Annotated in this window: 21 protein-coding genes and 1 pseudogene; 8 read left to right on the forward strand and 14 right to left on the reverse strand. The window is 74.5% G+C overall.

Features of this window, described 5'->3' with window-relative positions; genetic code table 11:
- Positions 1-193: 193 nt before the first annotated feature.
- From ACIRQY_RS12835 to ACIRQY_RS12845, 3 genes are all read right to left on the reverse strand, one after another.
- Positions 194-1,474, reverse strand: a complete 1,281-nt coding sequence (locus ACIRQY_RS12835; RefSeq protein ID WP_403924587.1) for an HRDC domain-containing protein — start codon at positions 1,472-1,474, stop codon at positions 194-196.
- An 83-nt stretch (positions 1,475-1,557) separates the two neighbouring features.
- Complete coding sequence (locus ACIRQY_RS12840; RefSeq protein ID WP_015037008.1) at positions 1,558-2,223, reverse strand: response regulator transcription factor; 666 nt, start codon at positions 2,221-2,223, stop codon at positions 1,558-1,560.
- Between the two features lie 368 nt (positions 2,224-2,591).
- On the reverse strand, positions 2,592-3,287 hold the full coding sequence (locus ACIRQY_RS12845) for a DUF3000 domain-containing protein (protein WP_403924590.1): 696 nt from the start codon (positions 3,285-3,287) through the stop codon (positions 2,592-2,594).
- 90 nt (positions 3,288-3,377) lie between these two features.
- On the opposite strand from ACIRQY_RS12845, the gene hemE reads away from it, so the two are divergent.
- Positions 3,378-4,493 carry a uroporphyrinogen decarboxylase gene (gene hemE / locus ACIRQY_RS12850; RefSeq protein WP_351781537.1) on the forward strand — a complete coding sequence of 372 codons (1,116 nt, stop codon included), beginning with the start codon at positions 3,378-3,380 and terminating at the stop codon, positions 4,491-4,493.
- A gap of 172 nt (positions 4,494-4,665) precedes the next feature.
- Here hemE and ACIRQY_RS12855 read toward each other — a convergent pair whose 3' ends face one another.
- Complete coding sequence (locus tag ACIRQY_RS12855) at positions 4,666-6,039, reverse strand: FAD-dependent oxidoreductase (RefSeq protein WP_403924593.1); 1,374 nt, start codon at positions 6,037-6,039, stop codon at positions 4,666-4,668.
- 70 nt (positions 6,040-6,109) lie between these two features.
- Positions 6,110-7,132: a DUF4349 domain-containing protein gene (locus tag ACIRQY_RS12860; protein WP_403924596.1), complete on the reverse strand. Its 1,023-nt coding sequence runs from the start codon at positions 7,130-7,132 to the stop codon at positions 6,110-6,112.
- 173 nt (positions 7,133-7,305) lie between these two features.
- Here ACIRQY_RS12860 and hemG point away from each other — a divergent pair, with 173 nt between their 5' ends.
- Positions 7,306-8,757, forward strand: coding sequence for a protoporphyrinogen oxidase (gene hemG, locus ACIRQY_RS12865; protein WP_403924599.1), 1,452 nt, complete (start codon positions 7,306-7,308; stop codon positions 8,755-8,757).
- Positions 8,758-8,774: 17 nt separating this feature from the next.
- Positions 8,775-9,488, forward strand: a complete 714-nt coding sequence (gene hemQ, locus ACIRQY_RS12870) for a hydrogen peroxide-dependent heme synthase (RefSeq protein WP_351781545.1) — start codon at positions 8,775-8,777, stop codon at positions 9,486-9,488.
- Positions 9,489-9,676: 188 nt separating this feature from the next.
- Here hemQ and ACIRQY_RS12875 read toward each other — a convergent pair whose 3' ends face one another.
- The 4 genes from ACIRQY_RS12875 to ACIRQY_RS12890 all read right to left on the reverse strand — a co-directional run bounded on the left by ACIRQY_RS12875 (position 9,677) and on the right by ACIRQY_RS12890 (position 13,184).
- Positions 9,677-10,693: a TIGR04222 domain-containing membrane protein gene (locus ACIRQY_RS12875; RefSeq protein ID WP_403924603.1), complete on the reverse strand. Its 1,017-nt coding sequence runs from the start codon at positions 10,691-10,693 to the stop codon at positions 9,677-9,679.
- Between the two features lie 7 nt (positions 10,694-10,700).
- The gene (locus ACIRQY_RS12880; protein WP_403924606.1) at positions 10,701-12,167 is read right to left on the reverse strand and encodes a DUF692 family multinuclear iron-containing protein; all 1,467 of its coding nucleotides are present in this window, start codon (positions 12,165-12,167) and stop codon (positions 10,701-10,703) included.
- Between the two features lie 83 nt (positions 12,168-12,250).
- A complete protein-coding gene (locus tag ACIRQY_RS12885) occupies positions 12,251-12,712 on the reverse strand; it encodes a hypothetical protein (protein WP_403924609.1) in 462 nt (153 codons plus the stop codon).
- The gene (locus tag ACIRQY_RS12890; RefSeq protein ID WP_403924612.1) at positions 12,702-13,184 is read right to left on the reverse strand and encodes a copper-binding protein; all 483 of its coding nucleotides are present in this window, start codon (positions 13,182-13,184) and stop codon (positions 12,702-12,704) included. The genes ACIRQY_RS12885 and ACIRQY_RS12890 overlap by 11 nt, the downstream gene beginning before the upstream one ends.
- Before the next feature lie 256 nt (positions 13,185-13,440).
- Here ACIRQY_RS12890 and ACIRQY_RS12895 point away from each other — a divergent pair, with 256 nt between their 5' ends.
- Together ACIRQY_RS12895 and ACIRQY_RS12900 are read left to right on the forward strand one after the other, a co-directional pair.
- Positions 13,441-14,016 carry a sigma-70 family RNA polymerase sigma factor gene (locus ACIRQY_RS12895; RefSeq protein WP_351781554.1) on the forward strand — a complete coding sequence of 192 codons (576 nt, stop codon included), beginning with the start codon at positions 13,441-13,443 and terminating at the stop codon, positions 14,014-14,016.
- Positions 14,017-14,021: 5 nt separating this feature from the next.
- Complete coding sequence (locus tag ACIRQY_RS12900; protein WP_403924711.1) at positions 14,022-14,684, forward strand: hypothetical protein; 663 nt, start codon at positions 14,022-14,024, stop codon at positions 14,682-14,684.
- Between the two features lie 213 nt (positions 14,685-14,897).
- Here ACIRQY_RS12900 and ACIRQY_RS12905 read toward each other — a convergent pair whose 3' ends face one another.
- Positions 14,898-15,605 carry a peptidyl-tRNA hydrolase gene (locus tag ACIRQY_RS12905; RefSeq protein WP_403924616.1) on the reverse strand — a complete coding sequence of 236 codons (708 nt, stop codon included), beginning with the start codon at positions 15,603-15,605 and terminating at the stop codon, positions 14,898-14,900.
- A 70-nt stretch (positions 15,606-15,675) separates the two neighbouring features.
- Here ACIRQY_RS12905 and ACIRQY_RS12910 point away from each other — a divergent pair, with 70 nt between their 5' ends.
- From ACIRQY_RS12910 to ACIRQY_RS12920, 3 genes and pseudogenes are all read left to right on the forward strand, one after another.
- Entirely contained in the window at positions 15,676-16,350 is a 675-nt protein-coding gene (locus ACIRQY_RS12910; protein ID WP_351781558.1) for an AIM24 family protein, read from the forward strand.
- Positions 16,347-17,180, forward strand: a pseudogene (locus ACIRQY_RS12915) (ATP-binding cassette domain-containing protein); the annotation flags it as partial. The gene ACIRQY_RS12910 and the pseudogene ACIRQY_RS12915, both read left to right, overlap by 4 nt.
- Before the next feature lie 254 nt (positions 17,181-17,434).
- A complete protein-coding gene (locus tag ACIRQY_RS12920; protein WP_403924619.1) occupies positions 17,435-18,085 on the forward strand; it encodes an ABC transporter in 651 nt (216 codons plus the stop codon).
- A 7-nt stretch (positions 18,086-18,092) separates the two neighbouring features.
- Here the strand turns inward: ACIRQY_RS12920 and ACIRQY_RS12925 are convergent, their stop codons facing one another.
- The 4 genes from ACIRQY_RS12925 to ACIRQY_RS12940 form a co-directional block, all read right to left on the reverse strand.
- The gene (locus ACIRQY_RS12925) at positions 18,093-18,995 is read right to left on the reverse strand and encodes a polysaccharide deacetylase family protein (protein WP_403924714.1); all 903 of its coding nucleotides are present in this window, start codon (positions 18,993-18,995) and stop codon (positions 18,093-18,095) included.
- A 194-nt stretch (positions 18,996-19,189) separates the two neighbouring features.
- Positions 19,190-20,137 (reverse strand): PPK2 family polyphosphate kinase, encoded by a 948-nt coding sequence (locus ACIRQY_RS12930; RefSeq protein ID WP_403924622.1) that lies wholly within the window; start codon positions 20,135-20,137, stop codon positions 19,190-19,192.
- 98 nt (positions 20,138-20,235) lie between these two features.
- Entirely contained in the window at positions 20,236-21,621 is a 1,386-nt protein-coding gene (locus ACIRQY_RS12935; RefSeq protein ID WP_403924625.1) for an alkaline phosphatase PhoX, read from the reverse strand.
- A gap of 134 nt (positions 21,622-21,755) precedes the next feature.
- The gene (locus tag ACIRQY_RS12940) at positions 21,756-22,181 is read right to left on the reverse strand and encodes an OsmC family protein (RefSeq protein ID WP_351781568.1); all 426 of its coding nucleotides are present in this window, start codon (positions 22,179-22,181) and stop codon (positions 21,756-21,758) included.
- Positions 22,182-22,207 lie beyond the last annotated feature (26 nt).

Consider the following 22,207-nt stretch of genomic DNA (forward strand, 5'->3'; position numbering starts at 1 on the left):
GCCCACGCCTAAGCGTGCGCTTGCTCCCCCATGCTACTTACGAGTAACCAGACTGCCCACCCCTTGGGCCCCAAGCGGCGAAGGTCACATCCGTCACCCTGACGCAACGGGCCGGGCGGCGCCGGGGAACCGCCCGGAAAGACACGACGGCCCCCGGCGTCCTCGCGGATGCCGGGGGCCGTTCCGTACCGGGTCAGGCGGTCGCCGTCAGGGCCTTCACCAGGAGCGGGGTCACGAGCTCCACCTGCCAGGGACGCGCGCCGTAGCCGCTCAGGGCGGCGGACACGCCCGCGGTCCCCGCCGTCGGCGGCTCCCAGCAGACCCGGCGCACGGTGTCCGGGGTGATCAGGTTCTCCTGCGGCAGGTGCAGGGTCTCCGCCAGCGCCGACACCGCCGTGCGCGCCGCCGAGAGCCGCGCCGCCGCCGCCGGGTCCTTGTCCGCCCAGGCGCGCGGCGGCGGCGGACCCGCCACCTGCGTGCCCGGCTGCGGCAGCTCGTTCTCCGGCAGCGCCCTGGCCCGGTCCACCGAGGCCTGCCACTGTTCCAGCTGACGGCGGCCCATCCGGTGCCCGAAGCCGGGCAGCACGGTCAGCGCGGCCACGTTCACCGGGACGGCGAGGGCCGCCTCCACGATCGCCGCGTCGCTCAGCACCTTGCCGGGGGAGACGTCCCGCCGCTGGGCGATCCTGTCGCGGGCCGTCCACAGCTCCCGTACGACCGCCATCTGGCGGCGCCGCCGCACCTTGTGCATCCCGGAGGTGCGCCGCCAGGGGTCCTTGCGCGGCGGGGCGGGCGGGGCGGAGGCGATGGCGTCGAACTCCTGGAGGGCCCATTCCAGCTTGCCCTGCCGGTCCAGCTCCTTCTCCAGCGCGTCGCGCAGGTCGACGAGGAGTTCCACGTCGAGCGCCGCGTACCGCAGCCAGGGCTCGGGCAGGGGCCGGGTGGACCAGTCGACGGCGGAGTGGCCCTTCTCCAGGGCGTAGCCGAGGACGGACTCGACCATCGCGCCGAGACCGACGCGCGGGAACCCCGCGAGCCGTCCGGCCAGTTCGGTGTCGAAGAGCGAGGTCGGCAGCATGCCTATGTCCCGCAGGCAGGGCAGGTCCTGGGTCGCCGCGTGCAGGATCCACTCGGTCCCGTCGAGCGCCTCGCCGAAGCCGGAGAGGTCGGGGCAGCCGACCGGGTCGATGAGCGCGGTGCCCGCGCCCTCGCGGCGGAGCTGGACGAGGTAGGCGCGCTGGCCGTAGCGGTAGCCGGAGGCGCGCTCGGCGTCCACGGCGAGCGGCCCGCGTCCGGCGGCGAAGGCGGCGATCACTTCGGCGAGGGCGTCCGCCGTCTCGACGACGGGCGGAATCCCCTCACGGGGCTCCAGCAACGGGATCGGAAGCCCAATCGCAGGGACGTCGTCGTCCGGGGGGCCGCCCCCGGTGGTGCGCAGTGCTGTGTCTGCTGCGGTCTCTTGGGCGTCGGTCACCTGTCAAGGGTATCGGTGAACGGCGGGCGCCCGCCGACGGAACGTTCCGTCGACAGGCGCCGGGTCTTTGTCGACCGGTGGGTTCAGTGGATGATCCCGGTCCGCAGGGCCACCGCGACCATGCCCGCCCGGTCTCCGGTGCCCAGCTTGCGGGCGATCCTGGCGAGGTGGCTCTTCACCGTGAGGGCGGAGAGGCCCATGGAGACGCCGATCGCCTTGTTCGACTGGCCCTCCGCGACGAGCCGGAGCACTTCGACCTCACGGCCGGAGAGCTCGCGGTAGCCGCCCGGGTGGCTCGGGGCACCCGGGGGGCGGCGGTGGCCGAGCCGGGCGGCGGCGGCACCGATGGGGGCGGCGCCCGGCCTGGTCGGATGACCGATGTTGGTCCGGGTACCGGTGACGACATAGCCCTTCACGCCGCCCGCGAGGGCGTTGCGCACGGCGCCGATGTCGTCGGCGGCCGAGAGGGCGAGGCCGTTGGGCCAGCCCGCGGCGCGGGTCTCGGACAGCAGCGTCAGACCGCTGCCGTCGGGCAGGTGGACGTCGGCAACGCAGATGTCGCGCGGGTTGCCGACGCGGGGGCGTGCCTCCGCGATGGACGAAGCCTCGATCACGTCACGTACTCCGAGGGCCCACAGGTGGCGGGTCACGGTGGAACGTACGCGCGGGTCGGCCACGACGACCATGGCCGTCGGCTTGTTCGGGCGGTAGGCGACCAGGCTTGCGGGCTGCTCGAGGAGAACGGACACCAGGCCTCCTGAAAAGGATGCGGGACGGGGCCGGCTCGGGGAAGAAGCCGGGGAGTGAACCCGTGCTGTGAAGGGGTCACTGACTCCTTCGGCAGGAGGGCCGCCCGCCTTTAGGGAAAGATCACGATTTGGTGAGTAACAATTAGGGCAATTCGGATGCGTGATCGATCATCCTACGAACGGCCCCCGCCCTGTCACTCCCACGAGGGAGCGCCGGGGCACCCGTCCGGCAGCCCTGTACCGGCCCGGCCCACGGGTCCGGGCCCGTCGCGGACCCGTGGGCCCGTCGCGGACCCCGGGCCCGCCGCGGACCGCCTCACGCCCGTGGGGCGCCCGCCCGCCGGGGGTGACGCGTCCGCCGCCGGGGCTCATGTCTGCTGCGGGCCGCGTCGCTGGGGCAACGAGACGACCCCCGCCCCCGACACCGTCCCGGCCGCACCCGGTTCCACCGCGACCGGCGGCAGCCCCGCGATCTGGCAGAGCAGATCGCACCAGGCCGCCAGGTGCGCCCCCGTGTCCGGCACCCCGCCCAGCCCCTCCCGGGGCGTCCACGACGCCCGGATCTCGATCTGGGTCGCGGGCCTGCGGTCCGCGAGCCCCCCGAAATAGTGCGAGCCCGCCATCGTCACCGTCCCGCTCGCCTCCCCGTACGAGAGCCCCCGCGCCTCCAGCGCCCCCGTCAGCCAGGACCAGCACACCTCGGGCAGCAGCGGGTCCGCCGCCATCTCCGGCTCCAGCTCCGCGCGTACGAGCGTCACCAGACGGAACGTTCCCTTCCAGGCCTCGTGCCCGTCCGGGTCGTGCAGCAGCACGAGGCGTCCGTCCGCGAGGTCCTCCTCGCCGTCCACCACGGCCGCCTCCACCGCGTACGCGTACGGCGCGAGACGCTGCGGGGGCCGCGTCGGATCGACCTCCACCTCCGGCCTCAGCCGCGCCCCCCGCAGGGCCTCCACCGCCCGCCGGAACGCGAGCGGCACCGGGTTCGTCTCCGCACTGTCCGCCGTTTCGCCCGTCCCTCGATCGCCGTCGGAATGATCGGAAAAATGTCCCTGCGCCGCAGCCATGCGGGGAAGAGTAGGCGGAACGGGCCCTCCGCGCAGGGAGGACACCCGGCCCGGCCGAGCGGCTTCCCGCCACATGCGAAGATTCGGGACGTGAGTGCCAACGACCTTTCCCTCGCCCAAGACCCCACCGGTGCCGCCGCCACCCCCGCCGCGGGCCGCCCGACGGACCCCCGGTCGCGGACGCACGACTCCGCGTTCCTCAAGGCGTGCAGGCGGGAGCCCGTGCCGCACACCCCCGTGTGGTTCATGCGGCAGGCCGGGCGCTCCCTCCCCGAGTACCTGAAGGTGCGCGAGGGCATCCCCATGCTCGAATCGTGCATGCGGCCGGAACTCGTCACCGAGATCACCCTCCAGCCCGTCCGCCGCCACAAGGTCGACGCCGCCATCTACTTCAGCGACATCGTCGTCCCGCTCAAGGCCATCGGCCTCGACCTCGACATCAAGCCCGGCGTCGGGCCCGTCGTCGCCGAGCCGATCCGCACCCGCGCCGACCTCGACCGGCTCCGCGACCTGACCCCCGAGGACGTCCACTACGTCACCGAGGCCATCGGGATGCTCACCGGGGAACTGGGCGACACCCCGCTCATCGGCTTCGCGGGCGCCCCCTTCACGCTCGCGAGCTACCTCGTCGAGGGCGGCCCCTCGCGCAGCCACGAGCGCACCAAGGCGCTCATGTACGGCGACCCGCAGCTCTGGGCCGATCTGCTCGACCGCCTCGCCGAGATCACCTCGGCCTTCCTCAAGGTCCAGATCGAGGCCGGAGCCTCCGCCGTCCAGCTCTTCGACTCCTGGGTCGGCGCCCTCGCCCCCGCCGACTACCGCCGCTCCGTGATGCCCGCCTCCACGAAGGTCTTCGACGCGGTCGCCGGATACGGCGTCCCCCGCATCCACTTCGGCGTCGGCACCGGCGAACTCCTCGGTCTCATGGGCGAGGCCGGAGCGGACGTCGTCGGCGTCGACTGGCGCGTCCCGCTGGACGAGGCCGCCCGCCGGGTCGGTCCCGGCAAGGCGCTCCAGGGCAATCTGGACCCCGCCGTGCTGTTCGCCCCCGAGCAGGTCGTCCGGGACAAGGCCGACGAGGTCCTCGCCGCCGCGAAGGACCTCGAAGGCCATGTCTTCAACCTCGGCCACGGCGTCATGCCCTCGATGGACCCGGACGCGCTGACCCGTCTCGTCGACCACGTCCACACGCGCACGGCGGTCTGAGCCGGGCCCACCACGACGACGGCACGGCCCCACGACGGCCGCCGGGGACCATCCCCGGCGGCCGTCGCCGTACCCGTACAGCCAGCCGCGCTTGTACGGGTACTCCCCGTCCCCGTGCCGCGGTCCCTGCGGCGGTGCAGCCGGAGGGAGCCCCGCCGACACCGCCGGGGCCTCAGCCCGCCGCGCGGACCGCCGCCGTCGCCTTGCGGGCCGCGACCAGGACCGGGTCCCACACCGGTGAGAACGGCGGCGCGTACCCCAGGTCCAGCGCCGTCATCGCCTCCACCGTCATTCGCACCGTCAACGCGACCGCCGCCACGTCCACCCGCTTCGCCGCGCCCTCACGGCCCACGATCTGCACCCCGAGCAGCCGCCCCGAACGCCGCTCCGCCAGCATCTTCACCGTCATCGGCGCCGCCCCCGGGTAGTACCCGGCCCGGCTCGTCGACTCCACCGTCACCGACACGAACCGCAGACCCACCGCACGGGCGTCCTTCTCCCGCAGCCCCGTCCGCGCGATCTCCAGATCGCACACCTTCGACACGGCGGTGCCCACCACCCCCGGGAACGTCGCGTACTCCCCGCCCACGTTCGTCCCGATCACCTGCCCCTGCTTGTTCGCGTGGGTCCCCAGCGGCACGTGCCGCTCCCGGTTCGCCACCAGGTCCAGCACCTCCACGCAGTCACCGCCCGCCCACACGTCCTCCTGCCCCCGCACCCGCATCGCCAGGTCCGTCAGCAGCCCGCCGCGCGCCCCCACCGGCAGGCCCGCCTCCCGCGCCAGCGACGTCTCCGGCACCACGCCCATCCCGAGCACCACCACGTCCGCCGGATACTCGGCCGCGTCCGTCGCCACCGCCCGCACCCGCCCGTCCGGGCCGGTCAGGACCTCCGTCACCTCCGCCGACGCCACCGTCCTGATCCCCAGACCGTCCATCGCCCGGTGCACCAGCCGCCCCATGTCCGGATCGAGCGTCGACATCGGCTGCTCACCCCGGTGCAGCACCGTCACCTCGTACCCCCGGTGCAGCAGCGCCTCCGCCATCTCCACCCCGATGTACCCGGCGCCCACCACCACCGCCCGCCGCCCCGGCGACCCCGCCAGCGAGTCCAGCAGCGCCTGCCCGTCCTCCAGGGTCTGCACCCCGTGCACCCCCGGCGCGTCGATGCCGGGCAGCGCCGGGCGCCGGGGCCGCGCCCCCGTCGCGATCACCAGCTTGTCGAAACCCGTCCACGACTCCGTACCCGCCGCCAGGTCCCGGGCCAGGACCCGGCGGCCCGCCAGGTCGATCGCGGTGACCTCGGTCCGCGTCCGCAGCCCGATGTCCCGCGCCCGGTGCTCCTCCGGCGAACGCGCGATCAGCTCCTCCCGCGTGGCCACCTCACCGCCGACCCAGTACGGAATCCCACAGGCCGAGTACGAAGAGAACCGGCCCCGCTCGAAAGCGACGATCTCCAGCTCCTCCGGACCCCTGAGCCTGCGTGCCTGGGACGCGGCGGACATCCCCGCCGCGTCACCTCCGATGACCACCAGTCGTTCCCTCATGCCTCCATTCTCAAGGGCCCGGTTCCCCTCCGGGGCGCTTCAGCCGTGGAACGGCCCGCGCCCCTCCGGTTCACTCGCCGGGGGTCCCGGGGGTCTCCAGCGGGCCGGGCGACGCCGGGGCCCCGGCGGCATTGCGGGGCACCGTCGGCGGTACGGGGGAGGGGGTGCCCGGTGCCGCGCGGCGCGCGGCCAGGCGCGGGCGGACCAGACGGCGCCACAGCAGGTACGCCACCAGGGCCACCGCCAGCCACGGGGCCAGCGCCGCGAGCACGATCCCGATCCAGGCGACCGCGCCCGCGAGGGCGTTCCACCCGCCCGCGAGGGCGTCACCGAGGCCCGGACGGCCCGGCTCCTCCTCCGCTCCCTCCTTCGGCTTCTCCAGCAGCGTCAGCGTGATCGTCGCCAGCGACGTCCGGTCCTTCAGCGAGGCCTGCTGCGCGAGCAGCGACTCCAGGTCCGCCTGTCGACGGCTCAGCTCGCCCTCCAGGGTCACCACGTCGGCCAGCCGCTCCGCCCGGTCCATCAGCGTCCGCACCCGGGCGACGCTCGCCCGCTGGGTCGCGATCCGGCTCTCGACGTCCACGACCTGCTCGGTCACGTCCTTGGCGTCCGACTTGCGGGCCAGCAGCTTCCCCGCACCCGCCAGTTCCCCGAGGACGGAGTCGTACCGCTCCTGCGGCACCCGGAGCACCACGGTGGACATCATGTGCGCGTCGTCGATCCGCTCCGTCGTCTCGTTCTCGACGTGCCCGCCCGCGCCCGACGCCACCCGGCGGGCCGTGGCCAGCGACTTCGCCGCGTCGGCGACCTCCACTTCCAGCGAGGCCGTCCGGATGACGTGCTGCTGGGCCGGGACCTTCGCCTTCGCCTTGTCCTTCGCCGCGTCGGCCGACGCCTCCGGCGAACCCTTCCGCGCGTCCGAGCCCGATGCGGCCCAGCCCTCCTCGTAGCTCTGCGCCGCGCTCAGGTCCCCCTTCTCCTTCGCTGAGTCCCCCTCCGCGCCGCCCGCGCAGCCGGTCAGCGCCAGTGCGGCGGTGAGCAGGACGGCCCCCGCCGCCGTACGCGTTCTCGCCGTGGTCCGTACGCTCGTCATTCGTCCCCCCAGGGATCGTGGTCAGTACCGGTCCTTCGACGTACGCACCCCGGATCGGGTTGCCGTCCGCCGATCGCGAAGTGGTCACGGTCCGGCCTCGGAACGGAAGCCCCGGGGCCCCGCCACGGCCGCCCCCGGACAAGGCACCCCGGGCGATTTGAGAGAGTGGTCCCATGAACGCGGACACCACGGGACCCCATGTCGTCGTCGCCGGAGGCGGTATCGCCGGACTCGCGGCCGCCCACCGGCTGGCCACCGCCGGTCACCGGGTGACCCTCCTCGAAGCGGGCCCCCGGCTGGGCGGCAAGCTGCTCGCCGGGGAGATCGAGGGCGCCCCCGTGGACCTCGGCGCCGAGTCGCTGCTGGCCCGCCGTCCCGAGGCCGTCGAACTGGCCCGCGCGGTCGGCCTCGGCGACCGTCTCCAGGCCCCCGCCACCACCACCGCGTCCGTCTGGTCCCGGGGCGCCCTCGTGCCCATGCCCAGGGGACACGTCATGGGCGTCCCCGGCGACGCCCGCGCCGTCGCGGAACTCCTCTCCGAGGACGGGCTGCGTCGCGTCGGCCTCGACGCCGAACTGCCCCCGACCGCCATCGGCGACGACATCGCCATCGGCGCGTACGTCGCCGCCCGGATGGGCCACGAGGTCGTCGACCGGCTCGTCGAACCCCTCCTCGGCGGCGTCTACGCCGGAGACGCCTACCGCATCTCGATGCGCGCCGCCGTCCCCGCCCTCTTCGCCGCCGCCCGCGCGCACCCCACGCTCGGCGACGCCGTCCGCGCCGTCCAGTCGGCCGGTGCCACCGTCCCCGCCGACCCGGCGGGGGCCGCCACCGGCCTCGGCGGCTCCGTCTTCGTGGGGCTCCGGGGCGGTGTCGGCACCCTGCCCGGCGCCGTCGCCGACGCCGTCCGCGCCGCGGGCGGCGAGATCCTCACCGACACCCCCGTGACCTCGCTGCGCCGCACCGGGGACGGCGGCTGGCGGGTCGAGGCCGGCGACCGCGTCCTCGACGCCGACGCCGTCGTCCTCGCCACCCCCGCCGGGCCCGCCGCCGCGCTGCTCGCCGACCACGCGCCCGCCGCCGCCACCGAACTGCGGGCCGTCGAGTACGCCTCCATGGCCCTGGTCACCCTCGCCTTCCGGCGCACCGACATGCCCCGGCTCACCGGTTCCGGCTTCCTCGTGCCGCCCGTCGACGGGCACACCGTCAAGGCGTCCACCTTCTCCTCGCAGAAGTGGCGCTGGGTCACCGAAGGAGCCCCCGGCCTCTTCGTGCTCCGCACCTCCGTCGGCCGCCACGGCGAGGAGCAGCAGACCGACCGCGAGGACTCCGACCTCGTCGCCGCCTCCCTCAAGGACCTGGCAGCCGCCACCGGCCTCGCCGCCCGGCCCGTCGCCACCACGGTCACCCGCTGGACCGGCGGTCTGCCCCAGTACCCGGTCGGCCATCTCGCCCGGGTCGCCCGGGTCCGCGAGGCGGTCGCCGCGCTCCCCGGACTGCGGGTCGCGGGAGCCGCGTACGACGGTGTCGGCATCCCCGCGTGCGTCGCCTCGGCCCACCGCGCGGCCGACGAGATCATCGCCACGTCGAAAAGGACCGACCCCGGTGCGGGGCACTCCCTGTGACGGGCGAGAATAGGCGTATGAGTGCGCCCGAAAAGATCCCGAACGCCGGTAAGAAGGCGAAGGACCTCAACGAGGTCATCCGCTACACCCTGTGGTCCGTCTTCAAGCTGCGCGACGTTCTCCCCGAGGACCGAGGCGGCTACGCCGACGAGGTCCAGGAGCTGTTCGACCAGCTCGCCGCCAAGGACGTCACCGTCCGCGGCACGTACGACCTGTCCGGTCTGCGCGCCGACGCCGACGTCATGATCTGGTGGCACGCCGAGACGAGCGACGAGCTCCAGGAGGCCTACAGCCTCTTCCGCCGCACCCGTCTGGGCCGCGCCCTGGAGCCGGTCTGGTCGAACATGGCGCTGCACCGCCCCGCCGAGTTCAACAAGTCGCACATCCCGGCCTTCCTGGCCGACGAGAACCCGCGCGACTACGTCTCGGTCTACCCCTTCGTGCGCTCCTACGACTGGTACCTGCTGCCCGACGAGGACCGTCGCCGGATGCTCGCCGACCACGGCAAGATGGCCCGCGGCTACCCGGACGTGCGCGCCAACACGGTCGCCTCCTTCTCCCTCGGCGACTACGAGTGGATCCTCGCCTTCGAGGCGGACGAGCTGCACCGCATCGTGGACCTCATGCGCCACCTGCGCGCCTCCGAGGCGCGGATGCACGTCCGCGAGGAGGTCCCGTTCTACACGGGCCGTCGCAGGAGCGTCGCCGAGCTGGTGGCGGGCCTGGCCTGACGGCCGTACGAAGACCTGGTGGCGGCCCGGCTCCCGGCCGGGTGCGCCACCCACGACCCGGAAGATCAGACGGCGGGCGGGAACGTTTCGCCCGCCGTTCCAGCGACACCGGGTCCGGCACCGGGTGCGGCGCGCCACCGCGCGCCGCACCGGCGTCCTTTCCGGGCCCTTTTGGCCCGCACCGCGCCTCAGCCGCCGCTCGATCCGCCGCACGAGCTGGAGCTCGAACTCCCGCACGAGCTGGAGGAACCGGAGCCGCCGCAGGAGGAACCGCTCCCGCCGCCGCAGCCGGAGCCCCCGCCGGAGCAGGCACCCGCCGAGCAGGAACCGCCGCCCCCGGAACTCCCGCCGCCGCACGCGCCGGCCCCCGCGCACCACACCGCCGCCGCCCCGGCGGCGTCCCCGGCCCAGGAGGCGTGTCCGGACCGCGTACGGCCCCGGCCGCCGCGCCCCCGGCGCCCGACCGGGCCGTAGAACCGGGCGGCGGCGACGAACAGCTCCCGCAGCACCGGGTCCGGCAGGGCCCCGAGTCCGTGCAGCGCCACCAGATGACCGGCGTCCCCCGAACGCGCGTGGTCACGGCCGTACGCGGAGACCGCCCGCCGCCCGGCCGGGGTGACCTGCCCGGCGCCGAGCGACCCGCAGACGACGGCCGTGAACGCGGCGGCGACCAGCGCGGGCGCCACCTTCAGGACGAACGGGAAGGACGGCTCCTCGGCGGTGGCGAAGTCCAGCACGGTGAGGACGAACGCCACCGGGAACAGCAGGAAGGTCCCCAGGCCGAGCGCCGCGCACCGCCGCAGGACGGACCGCCGCACCGCCGGGGCGACGACCAGCCCGCGCGCGGCCAGACCGTCGCCGATCTCCTGGACCGCCGGGTGCCGCATCACCGTGAGCCGCAGCTGGTGCAGCGCCCCGTGCGGGGCTTCGGCGTGCGCCTGGAACACCGCGCGCTCCACCGGGTCGTACGCGAGGGGGCGGAGCACCGACACGGTGCCGGGGCCGCCGACCGCCAGCCTGCCGTCGGCCTGGAGCGCCGCGAGGGCGGAGTCGGCGACCCTGGCGGGCCCGCCGTTGAGGAAGGCCGCCTCGTACCGGTCGTGGACGGGCCCGCCGGACCCGCGACGGGACCGGACGAGCCCGGTGACGACCAGCGCGACGCCGACGGCGGCGACCAGGTAGGAGAGCGTGACGGCGGTGTTCACGGGCACCTCATCTCCGGGCCAGGGCGTGCCGGGCGGCCCGGACGAGCCGGGTCGCGCGGCCGGGCGGACGATTGCCGGAACGGTCCTGCCACCACGCGGTCAGCTCCCGCCGCGCCTCCTCCCGCTCCGGCCGTCCGGCCACCAGCAGGTGCTCGGCGAAGTCCAGCGCGTCCCGGCGGTAGTTGCCGGTCATGGGGCGGGACCTGGCGTACGCGAGGAACGCGGGCCGGAATCCGCTGCCCAGGATCTCGGGCAGCTCGGGCGCGACCTTCGCGACGATCCCGGCCCGCTTGGCCGCGAGCGCCCGGCTCTGCACCCCGAGCCTCCGGCTGTCGAAGCCCTCGGGCGCGGGCGTCCCGGCGACGAGCGCGGAGAGCAGCGAGACCTGGGCGACGGCGAGCCGCTGCCGGGCGCCGGGAGCGGCGACGGGACCGCCGGACACGGGCGGGGCGACCGACCGCGCTTCCGGCGCCGACCCGGGCCCCGACTCCGCCCCCGCCCCCGACCCCGACTCCGACCCCGACCCGGCCCCCGACTCCGGCCCGTTCGGCATCGTGCCGCCCGAGACGCGGGCGCCCGCGCCGATGAGCAGGGGGTGGCGGTCAGGCGCGGGGTGCCGGGAGGCCCGTACCCCGTGACGGCCCGCCGCCCGCGCCCCCGCGACCGTCGCCCTGACGGCGCTCAGCTCGTCGGCGAGTTCCGACGCCGGAGGGAAGTCGTCGTCCCGTTCGAGCAGGACGCCCGGCGGCGCGACCCGGCCCGCCAGGTCCGCCAGGATGTCGAGGACGGCGCCGGGGACGGGGTGCGCGTGGGTGTCGTGCCAGACGCCGTCCCGCTCCACGCCCCCGGCCACGTGCACGTACGCGAGGGCCTCCAGGGGCAGTTCGGCCAGCGCCCGCGCCGGGTCCTCGCCCCGGTTGACGTGGTTGGTGTGCAGATTGGCGACGTCGATCAGGAGCCGCACCCCCGTGCGCTCCACCAGTTCCGCGAGGAACCGGCCCTCCGACATCTCCTCGCCCGGCCAGGAGACGAGCGCCGCTATGTTCTCCAGGGCCAGCGGGACGGGCAGCGCGTCCTGCGCGGCGCGCACGTTCTCGCAGAGCACGTCGAGCGCGTCCCGGGTCCGGGGCACCGGCAGCAGGTGGCCCGCTTCCAGGAGCGGTGTCGCGGTGAGCGGCCCCCCGGCCCGTACGAACGCGATGTGTTCGGTGACCAGCGGCGCCCCCAGCGCCACCGCCTTCTCGGCCAGCGCCGCGAGGCGCGCCGGGTCGGGCCGGTCGGCGCCGCCGAGCCCCAGCGAGACTCCGTGCGGGACGACCGTGACGCCGCGCTGCCGCAGCCTGGTCAGTGAGTCGGGCAGATGGCCGACGCAGATGTTCTCCGCGACGACCTCCACCCAGTCGATTCCGGCCAGGCCCTCGACCGCTTCCGCGATCTCGGGACGCCAGCCCATGCCGATGCCGAGTTCCGTCATGTCCCCCTCCTTCGGGTCCTCAGTCACCCACGTGATGGCCCCGCGGCGGCTGTTCGAATCCCAGAAGGGGGACGTTCAGAGCTTCATTTGAGGTTCCGGCCGGGAGTCCTTCCAGGAGTCCGGGCCGGAGGTGACGGGAGGGCCGGTCGGGGCGCCCGGTGGCCGAGAGCGGTCACCGCGAGGGCGATCAGGACGGCCGTACCCGCCGTCTCGACGTACAGCGTCGGCCGTACGAGCTCCGCGTGGACCGACTCCTCGAACCCGAACAGGCCGGTGGTGAGGCTGAGGACCAGGGCGCCCAGGGTGCCCGCGGTGAACAGCGCGGCGACCGAGGCGAGCGGGGTGAGCCCCCGTACCGGGGTGACCAGCAGTGCCACGGCGAGCAGGAGCCCGATGACGCCGTTGACGAGGAACAGCGGCCCGATGGTGGCCAGGTCCCGGTACCCCTCGCCCCACAGGTACAGATGGATGACGGCCATCGCGGCGGTCAGGCCCGCACCGGCGAGGCGCAGGACGAGCCGCGTGGCCGCCCGGTCAGTAGCCATTGCCGGGAGGGGTCGTGGGAGTGTTCACACGGTCGGTGGGCGCGGCGGCGCCGCCGACGGTGATCTGCGTCTTCATACCGAGGTCCTTATGGCCGTCGACGGGGCAGAAGACCTGATAGGTGCCGGACTTCAGGTTCACGGTGAGCGTCGCGGACCGGCCGGGCCGCAGGGTCTCGGTGCGGTTGTTCCCGCCGGGGCCGTCCAGCTCCAGGGCGTGTTCCGTGTGCCCCTTGTTCTCTGCGGTGAAGGTGTACGGGCCGGGGTGGTACGTCCGCTGCGACAACTGGATGTGGAAGTCGGTCAGCACGGCCGTGACCTGGTTCGCGGACGAGGAGACGGATGTCGCCGGGGGCGGGGTCGTGGTGGCGGCGCCGGTGGTGGTGCCGCCGCCCCCGCAGGCGGCGAGCAGTCCGACGAGGCCGCCGGTGGTCAGACCGAGGAGCACGCGCCGACGGGTGAACGGGATGGTCATGAGTCGGTCCTCCGGTTGTTTCCCCCTGCCAGGGGTACGGGCCGACCCGGCCGGGGGATTGCGGTCCGGGGAGAGGACTCCGGGCGGTCGGACCCAGGGCCGTGTCTCAGGGCGATCGGTCCGGGGCGGGGTCCGGGTCCCGGGTCAGGGTTCGGGATTCTGGGCGATCGGGCGATCGGGCGGCCGGGCTCGTGGGGGGAGAGGGGAGGAGAATGGGCGGGGCAATCCCTTCCGGGCCGCGGACCGTATCCCTGGCATGTGGCGCATGGGGCTTTCTCCCGGGCGGGTGTCCGACGAGGCACTGCTCACCGGCCTGACGACGGGCGATCCCGCGCTCGCCGTCGCGTTCGTGCGCCGCTTCCAGGGCCCGGTCTTCGGCGTGGCGCTCACGGTCCTCGGGGACGCGCAGCTCGCCGAGGACATCGCCCAGCAGACCTTCGAGCGGGCCTGGCGGCACGCGCAGGTGTACGACTCCCGGCGCGGCTCCGTACGGACCTGGCTGACGGTCATCGCGCACAACCTGGCGGTCGACGCGGCACGGGCCCGGCGGGCCCGGCCGGTCGCCCCCGAGGACCTGGACGCGCTGCTCGGCGCGGTGACCGAGACGCCCGAGCGGCGGGCCCTCGCCGACGACAGCGCGGAGCGGGTCCGGCGGGCGGTCGCGGAGCTGCCGAGGGAGCAGGCGCGGGCCCTGGTGATGGCCGGGATCTACGGGATGACCGCGCGGGAGGTCGCGGCGGCCGAGGACGTGCCGCTGGGCACGGCGAAGACGCGCATCCGGACGGGGACGCTCAAGGTCAGGGCGCTGCTCGACACGGCGGAGGGACGGTGAACGGCATGGAGTGCGAGCGGCTGCGGGAGCTGGACGCCGAGCTGGCGCTCGGGGTCCTCCCGGCCCGCGAACGGGCCGAGGCGCTGGCCCATCTGGACCGCTGCCCGGACTGCCGTGAGCACGTCGAACGGCTGACGGCGGCCGGTGACGGGCTGCTCGCGCTGCTGCCGGACGCGGAACCGCCGGTCGGTTTCGAGAGCAGGGCGGTACGGGCGATGGGCGCGGCGCCCGTACCGAAGCGCGGCCGCTACCGGCTGCGGCTCGCGGCGGCCGGTGCCGCGGCCGCCCTGGCCTGCGGGTTCGGCGGGTGGGCGGTCGGCACGGTGGTCGAGGGCGCGCCCCCGGCGGTCTCGCAGCAGACGGCCGGGGGCCTGCGGGAGGCGTCCCTGGTCGCCGACGGCCGGACGGTGGGCCGGGTCTTCGCCCACGGCGGCGACGGCGGCTGGGTGTACATGTCCGTCGACCTCGGCGGCTCCGCCCGGGGCCCGGTGCGCTGCCTCCTGGTGCGGGCCGACGGATCGACGGTCCCGGTGGGCACGTTCTCCCTCAAGGACGGTTACGGCGCCTGGGGCGCCCCCGCACCCACCGACCCGACGACGGTGACCGGCGCCCGCCTGGTCTCCCCGACCGGCACGGTCCTGGCGACGGCTTCGTTCCCGGCGGGGTAGACGGGGCGGGGAGTCTTGAGCCGGTCGGCAGGGTGTCGCCAGTCGGCCAGTCGGCCAGTCGGCCGGTCGGGCCCTTCGGGAGCCGGTCGGTCAGCCGGTCGGCCGGGCCGCCGGAAGTCCGGGAGCCGGGCCCGTCGCTCGGTCTCGCGGGCCCGTACGGCGCTCGCGGACCCGGCGGCCCGGCGGGCACTCAACCCGGTCTCCCGGCCCGCCCTACGGCAGGTCGAGCCGCAGACCGGGAGCGAATCGCTCGCTGCCCTCGGAGACGACCGTCTCGCCCGGGGCGATCTCCGTGAAACCCGCGTCCCGGACCACCGGAAGGCCGCTGGCGACCAGCGCCGCCCACCGGTCGGCCGGGGCCGTCCGCACGGCCAGCGGGAAGCCCGCGGCGCGCCAGGCCACGCGGTCCGCGTCCGGCATCGCCCACCACAGGAGCTGCGCCCCGTGGCCCGCCTGGGCCATCGACTTGCCCGCCGTCATGTCCAGATCGGGGTTGAACCAGAGCGTCACCGCCCCGTCCGGCACCGGGCCCGGCTCGGCCGGGTCGTCGAGGTGGGTGCCCGAGACCTGGAGGCGGGCCAGGTCCTTGGGCCAGCCGTCGAGCGGGACCGGCGGGAAGACCCGTACCTCCGCCTCCTTCCCGGTGACGGTGATCCCCGGGAGCGTCCCGGCGCGCCGCCACTCCGCGCCCCGCGCCCGGCGCACCACCTTGCGGATGCGGGCGTCCTCCCAGTCCGCGACGGCCCGCGCCCACTCGCCCTCGCCGAGGGAACGCTCGTCGGTGAGGATCTCCAGGACGGCGCGGGCGGCCGTCTCCAGGGCATCGGTACGGGCCGGGGGCGCGTCCCGTTCGATCCTCACCACCAGGGGGAGGACGAACTGGGTCTTCTCGTCGCGGAGGTCGGTGTCGTCGCTGCTCACCCGGCAAGTCTGCCACTGCCGGGACGGGGGCTCGTTGTGGGAACAGGAGCTTCCGGGACAGGATGCCGGTATGAAGAGCGACCTTTTCGTCGGCGAACACCTCGCCGAGACGTCCGGCCTCCCCGGGATGACCCTCCAGAACGCCAAGTCGGTCAAGTACACCGTGGACGGCGAGATGCACGCGCGCCAGGGCTCGATGATCGCCTACCGGGGCGACCTCCGCTTCGAGCGCAAGGGCCAGGGCATCGGCGGTCTCCTGAAGCGGGCCGTCACCGGCGAGGGGCTGGCGCTGATGGCCGTGCGCGGCCGGGGCGAGGTGTGGTTCGCGCACGAGGCGCAGAACTGTTTCCTCGTCGAGATCGAGCCGGGCGACGCGTTCTCCGTGAACGGCCGGAACGTGCTCTGCTTCGACCCCACCCTCCACTACGAGATCAAGACCGTGAAGGGCGCCGGGATGACCGGCGGGGGCCTCTTCAACTCCGTCTTCTCCGGGCACGGCAAGGTCGCCCTGGTCTGCGAGGGCACCCCGATCGTCATCCCCGTCACCCCGCAGGCCCCGGTGTACGTCGACACCGACGCGGTCGTCGGCTGGAGCGACCAGCTGCGGACCTCGCTCCACCGGTCGCAGTCGCTCGGTTCGATGGTGCGCGGCGGTTCCGGTGAGGCGGTGCAGCTGATGCTGGAGGGCCAGGGCTTCGTGGTCGTCCGGCCGAGCGAGCTGACCCCGCAGAAGACGTCGCATTGAGGCTGGAGGGGGTCGGGCGCAGGCACGGCCCGCGCGGGCCCTGGGTCCTTCGCGAGGTCGTCCTCGATCTCCCCGCCGCCGCTCTCGTCCGGATCGTCGGCGCCAACGGCACCGGCAAGTCCACGCTGCTCCGGCTGCTCGCGGGGGTCGACGCGCCCACCGAGGGCCGGATCGCGGGGCGGCCGGTCAGGACCGCGTACGTCCCCGAGCGCTTCCCGGCCGCGCTGCCGTTCACGGCCGTCGAGTACCTGGTCCACCTCGGCCGGCTCCAGGGGCTCGGCCGGGCCGCCGCGCGGGCCGGTGCGGGGGAGTGGCTGGAGCGCTTCGGGGCCGCCGGGCACGCCCGCACCCCGATGGCGGAACTGTCCAAGGGCACCGGCCAGAAGGTCGCCGTGGCCCAGGCGCTGCTGGCCGGACCGGGACTGCTGGTCCTCGACGAGGCCTGGACGGGCCTCGACACGGGGGCGCGTACCGCGCTGGACACGGCGGTGCGCGAGCGCCGGGCGGCGGGCGCGACGGTCGTCTTCGTCGATCACGACCCGCGCCGCCTCGCGGCGGAGGCGGACGCGGTGTTCGAGGTGGCGGCCGGACGGGTGTCGGCGCGGCCCCGGGGCGGAGCCGCGGCCCCGGAGCCCGGGGTACGGGCGCCGGGCCGGGTGCGGATCGTGGCTTCCGGCGGCCTCGGCCCGCTGCCGGGGGACCTGCCCGGCGCGCCGCTCGTCCTGCCGGGCCCCGGTTCGACCACGGTGCTCACGGTGGCCGCGCCCCACTCCGACACGCTCCTCGGGGCGCTGCTCGCGTCCTCGTGGCACATCGAACGACTGGAGGAGGCGGTGACGGCGGAGACGGACGTACCGGAGACGGACGTACCGGAGACGGACGTACCGGAGACGGACGTACCGGAGACGGACGTACGGGAGACGGACGTACAGGCGACGACGGGTGTCTCCGGCACCACAGGCATCACGAACACCACAGGCACCACGGACACCCCCACTGCCCCTGACACGGCTGCCGCCCCTGACACCCCCGACGCTTCCCCCGCCCCCGACATCACGGCCCCCACGGCGGAACGGCGGCGGACATGACCGCTCTGCTGCGCTACCAGTCGGCTCTGCTGCTGCGTTCGCAGCGCTGGCTCGCGCCGCTGATGCTGTACGCGGCCTGTCTCGTCGTCGGCATCACCCTCGGGGAGCCGGTGCTCGGCTCGCTCGGTCTCGCCGCCGCGACCCTGCTGCCGGTGACGGCCTGGTCCGTACGGATCTGTGTCACCCAGGAGCCGCCCGCCGCGCGGGGCGTGGTGGCCGCCGTCGCGGGCCGGGGGCGGGCGCACCTCGCGGCACTGGCCACCGGCACGCTCTGGCCGGTGCTGGTCGGGGCCGTCGCGGTGCTGGTGGTGACCGCGACAGCGGACCGGCGCGGAGTGCTGGTGGCCGACGCCCTGGTGACCGGGCTCCTCGCGGTGCTGGCCTGCGCGGGGACCGGCGCCGCCGTCGGCGCGCTGTCCTCACGGCCGTTCCTGTCCGCGCCGGGCTGGTCGGTCGGGGCGCTGGTGCTGGGTTCGCTGCTGGCCCTGGTGACGACCGGTTCCCCGGCGAAGCACGCGGTGACGGCGCTGGTCACCGGGGCACGGACGACGACGGCCGAGCCGCCGTGGCTCGCGTGCGGGGGCGCGCTGCTGCTCGTGGTGGCCGTGGCGGCGCTGGCCCGGGCGGCCACGGCCCGGCTGGAATGAGCCGTGGTCAGCGGCTCATCAGCTCCGACACCTTGACGAAGCGGTAGCCGCGCGCGCGGAGTTCGGGGACGATCCGGCGGATCGCGGTCTCGGTGACGGGGGCGGCGCTGCGGGTGCAGTGCATGACGACGAGGGAGCCGGGCTTCACGCCGTCGAGGACCTGTTCGGCGACGGCGTCCGCGTCCTTGGCGAAGGCGTCGCCGCTGACGACGTCCCACTGGACGGCGGTCACACCGGTGGGGGCGAGGGCGCGCCGGGCGGCGTCGTCGTAGCAGCCGCCGGGGAAGCGGAAGTAGGGGACGACGTTGACGGCCCCGGCGTTCCGGAAGGCGTCGAAGGCGCGTCGCACGTCGGCGGCCATGTCGGGTCCGGCGACGGTCGGCAGGCCGTAGCAGGGGGACGCGAAGGCGTAGTGGCTGTAGGAGTGGTTGGCGATCTCGAAGCGGGGGTCGCCGCCGATGGCCCTGGCCTGGTCGGGGTACTCCTCCGCCCAGCGGCCGGTCATGAACACGGTGGCGTCGACCTTGAGGCGGCGCAGGGTGCCGATGAGCTGCGGATTGTCGAAGTGCTCGCCCCGGGCGGCCCGGGGGCCCTGGTCGGCGGTCATGTCGGCGTCGAAGGTGAGGGCGACGACCTTCTCGGCACTTTTGGCCCGGTGGGTGTAGACGGGCGTGAGGCCGCCGGGGGCGGGGGCCAGGGTGGGCGGGGCGGTACGGGCGGGCACCGGCTTGGAGCCCGCCGCCGAGGTGGCCCCGGGCGAGGCGCTCCCGGTGCCGGTCGGGCTGGCGGTGCTGGTCGTGCTGCTCGGCCCGGTCGTGGCCGTCGCCCGTGAGGCCGGGTGCCCGCCGGTACCCCCGCCCGTGCCGCCACAGCCGACGAGGACGGCGCCCAGAATTCCGAGCGCCGCCAGCTTTCGTACAGAAATGTTCACGTCCGGAAGTTAACTGATCGAAAACGTCGGCGCGCGCGACGCGACAGCGAGAAGGGCGGAGTCCACGCGTCGGGCCGACGGAGCCCGGGTGCAGCCCGGCGGAGCCCACGTGCAGCCCGGCGGAGCCCCGGTGTCGCCCGGCGGAGTGCACGCGTCGGGCGGTGGACCGCCGTTCACGTGGCCAGCAGGCGTTCCCGGCACTCCGCCACGTCGAAGTCGCCCGGCGGATACGCGGGAGCCAGGGCCTCCAGGTGTTCGAGCAGCAGGGTGCTGATCGCCCAGTTCCGGTACCACTTGTGGTCGGCCGGGACGAGGTACCAGGGGGCGTCCTCGGTCGTGCAGCGTTCGAGGGCGAGTTCGTACGCCTCCCGGTACGCGGGCCACAGGGCCCGCTCCTCGATGTCGCCGACGTTGAACTTCCAGTGCTTCTCGGGGTTGTCCAGGCGTTCGAGCAGGCGCTCGCGCTGTTCCTCGTACGAGAGGTGGAGGAAGACCTTGACGACCGTCACGCCCTCGTCCGCGAGGGCCTTCTCGAAGCGGTTGATCTGCCCGTAGCGGTGGCCGATCCGTTTGCGCGGGACCAGCTCCCGCACCCGGGCGATCAGCACGTCCTCGTAGTGCGAGCGGTCGAAGATGCCGATCTCGCCCGCCCTGGGCAGCGCCCGCGCGATCCGCCAGAGGAACGGGTGGCTCAGCTCCTCCGGGGTCGGTGACTTGAACGCCTGGATGCGGCAGCCCGAGGGGTTGAAGAGGCCGATGACGTGCTTGACCGTGCCGCCCTTGCCGCTGGTGTCCATGCCCTGGAGGACGAGCAGCACCCGGCGCCGGTCGCCCGCCGTGCTCGCCGCGTACAGCCGTTCCTGGAGGTCGGCGAGGCGGGGTCCGAGGGCGGCGGTGGCGGCGAGCCCCGCGGCCTTGCCCGCGGGCCCGCCGGGGGTCGCGGCGGCGTCGTACGCGGTGAGGTCGATCCGCTCGCCCTCGGGGACGCGCAGCAGCTCCCGCAGGGGGGTGACCCGCCGGTCCTCCGTCCTCTTCCCGGTGCGCTTCTCTCCGGGGCCCTTCCCGCCCTTCTTCCCGGCGGTCTTCCCGTCCTTCTTCTTCCCGCCGTCCTTCTTCGCCACCTCGGCCCCTTCCGCCGCGCCGTCGGTCCTTCCCCGATCCTGCGACGGAACCCGGCCGTCCGCGAGCGCGCGGGCGGCCGGGCGCCCGGACCGTCAGCTCAGCACCACGGGCCCGTCACGGCGAACGTCGTCCCCGGCGTGTAGCAGTTGACGTACATCGTGCTCCGGTCGGGCGAGAACGCGACGCCCGCGAACTCGCCCCACTCCGGCGCCCCGGGGCCGCCGATGTCCTTCGCGTTCCGGGCGACCGCGTACACCTCGCCCCGCTCGCTCACTCCGAAGACGTGCTGCGCCCCGTCGCCGTCCTCGCAGACCATCAGGCCGCCGGTGGGCGTCAGACAGATGTTGTCCGGCGACTCGCCGGGCAGCCGGACGTCGGTGCTGGGGCCGAAGACGACGACGAGGGTGAGACGGCGCCGGTGCGGTTCGTACTTCCAGACCTGTCCGAAGTGACCGGCGCCGGAGCCGTCCTTGACGCGGGCGAAGGAGGACACGAAGTAGACGGCCCGCCCGCCCCAGTAACACCCCTCCAGCTTCTGGGCGTGGGTGATGCCCCGGGGGCCGAAGTCCTGGTGCCGGATCGGGGTCCCGGCGGCCCCAGGATCGGGTACGGGCACCCATTCGATCTTGTCGAAGCGGGTGCCGGGCTCCTGGACGACGGAGAGGTCGGGCACCCCGGGCACCCGCATGGCCTCCAGGGCGCCGCCCGCGCGCAGCGAGCCCCGGCCGCCGAGCGGCTCGTGGGGGAGGAAGCGGTAGAAGAGGCCGAAGGGGTGGTCGAAGGCGTCCTCGGTCTCGTAGACGACGCCGCTCGCCGGGTCGATCGCGACGGCCTCGTGCTGGAAGCGGCCCATCGCGGTGAGCGGGACCGCGCCGGTGCGGTGCGGGTCGGCGCCGTCGACCTCGAAGATGAAGCCGTGGTCCTTGGTGTACCCCTTGGTCCCGGCCTTGTCCTCGGTCTCCTCGCAGGTCAGCCAGGTTCCCCAGGGGGTGGGGCCGCCCGCGCAGTTGACGGCGGTCCCGGCGATGGCGACCCGTTCGCCGAGGACGTTGTTCCGCCCGTCGAGCTCCAGGGCCGTACAGCCGCCCTTCGCGGCCGGGTCGTACGTCAGACCGGGGACGGTGGGGACGCCGATCTTGCTGGTGACCTTGTTCTCGTGGTTGCGGACGAGGTGGGTCCGGCCCCGCCGTCCGGCGAAGGCGGCCATGCCGTCGGGGTTGCTGGGGACCAGGCCCTCGCCGGAGCGCAGCGGGTCGCCCTGGCGGGAGAGGACCCGGTAGCGGAATCCGGCGGGGAGGTCGAGCAGCCCGTCCGGGTCGGGGAGGAGGGGGCCGTATCCGGCCGGGCTGCCGGGCCGTCCGGGGCGGGCTCCGGACGCGGCGCCCGCGCTGCCGGCGAAGAGTTCGGAGAGCGCGCCGGTGAAGGCGATCCCGGCGACGGAGGCGCCGGTGCGGGAGAGGAGCTGACGTCGGGTCGCGGACATGGGGCAACCACTTTCCTGTTGGCGGACAGGTGGGTGTGACGCGTGACCCGCATGTGGTACCACGCACGGTGGTGGACCGTGAACCACGCGGGTCGACGCGTCGCCTCATGTGGCGCAAGAACGCCGGGGGAAGATCAGGCCAGTTCGGCGGTGAGGGTGATCGTCGTGCCGGAGAGCGCCTGGCTGACGGGGCAGTTCTTCTTGGCGTCCTCGGCGATCGACCCGAAGCCCTCGGCGTCGAGCCCGGGGACCTCGCCGCGCACGGTGAGGTGGATGCCAGTGATGCCCTCACCTGGCTGGAAAGTGACGTCCGCCTTGGTCTCCAGACGGGTCGGCACGTGACCGGCCTTGGACAGTCCGTTGGAGAAGGCCATCGAGAAGCAGGCGGAGTGCGCGGCCGCGATCAGCTCCTCGGGGCTGGTCTTGCCGTTCGGCTCCTCGGAGCGGGCGGGCCAGGAGACGTCGTACGAGCCCAGACCGGAGGAGTCCAGGGTGACGACACCCGAACCCTTGAGGAGGTCGCCCTGCCAGACGGTGTGGGCGTGACGCACGGTGGCCATGGTGAATCCCTTTCGACGGGGGTGCG

It is taken from the genome of Streptomyces sp. NPDC101490 (genome assembly GCF_044767145.1).
In the GTDB taxonomy this organism is placed as follows: Bacteria; Actinomycetota; Actinomycetes; order Streptomycetales; family Streptomycetaceae; genus Streptomyces.

Bases quoted from the DNA above. Each gene is read 5' to 3' on its own strand.
- ACIRQY_RS12855 (WP_403924593.1), bottom strand. From the start codon at position 6,039: ATGAGGGAACGACTGGTGGTCATCGGAGGTGACGCGGCGGGGATGTCC.
- ACIRQY_RS12920 (WP_403924619.1), top strand. From the start codon at position 17,435: ATGACCGCTCTGCTGCGCTACCAGTCGGCTCTGCTGCTGCGTTCGCAG.
- ACIRQY_RS12940 (WP_351781568.1), bottom strand. From the start codon at position 22,181: ATGGCCACCGTGCGTCACGCCCACACCGTCTGGCAGGGCGACCTCCTC.
- ACIRQY_RS12860 (WP_403924596.1), bottom strand. From the start codon at position 7,132: ATGACGAGCGTACGGACCACGGCGAGAACGCGTACGGCGGCGGGGGCC.
- ACIRQY_RS12900 (WP_403924711.1), top strand. From the start codon at position 14,022: ATGGAGTGCGAGCGGCTGCGGGAGCTGGACGCCGAGCTGGCGCTCGGG.
- ACIRQY_RS12935 (WP_403924625.1), bottom strand. From the start codon at position 21,621: ATGTCCGCGACCCGACGTCAGCTCCTCTCCCGCACCGGCGCCTCCGTC.
- ACIRQY_RS12910 (WP_351781558.1), top strand. From the start codon at position 15,676: ATGAAGAGCGACCTTTTCGTCGGCGAACACCTCGCCGAGACGTCCGGC.
- hemQ (WP_351781545.1), top strand. From the start codon at position 8,775: ATGAGTGCGCCCGAAAAGATCCCGAACGCCGGTAAGAAGGCGAAGGAC.
- ACIRQY_RS12880 (WP_403924606.1), bottom strand. From the start codon at position 12,167: ATGACGGAACTCGGCATCGGCATGGGCTGGCGTCCCGAGATCGCGGAA.
- ACIRQY_RS12845 (WP_403924590.1), bottom strand. From the start codon at position 3,287: ATGGCTGCGGCGCAGGGACATTTTTCCGATCATTCCGACGGCGATCGA.
- ACIRQY_RS12895 (WP_351781554.1), top strand. From the start codon at position 13,441: ATGTGGCGCATGGGGCTTTCTCCCGGGCGGGTGTCCGACGAGGCACTG.
- ACIRQY_RS12890 (WP_403924612.1), bottom strand. From the start codon at position 13,184: ATGACCATCCCGTTCACCCGTCGGCGCGTGCTCCTCGGTCTGACCACC.
- ACIRQY_RS12885 (WP_403924609.1), bottom strand. From the start codon at position 12,712: ATGGCTACTGACCGGGCGGCCACGCGGCTCGTCCTGCGCCTCGCCGGT.
- hemG (WP_403924599.1), top strand. From the start codon at position 7,306: ATGAACGCGGACACCACGGGACCCCATGTCGTCGTCGCCGGAGGCGGT.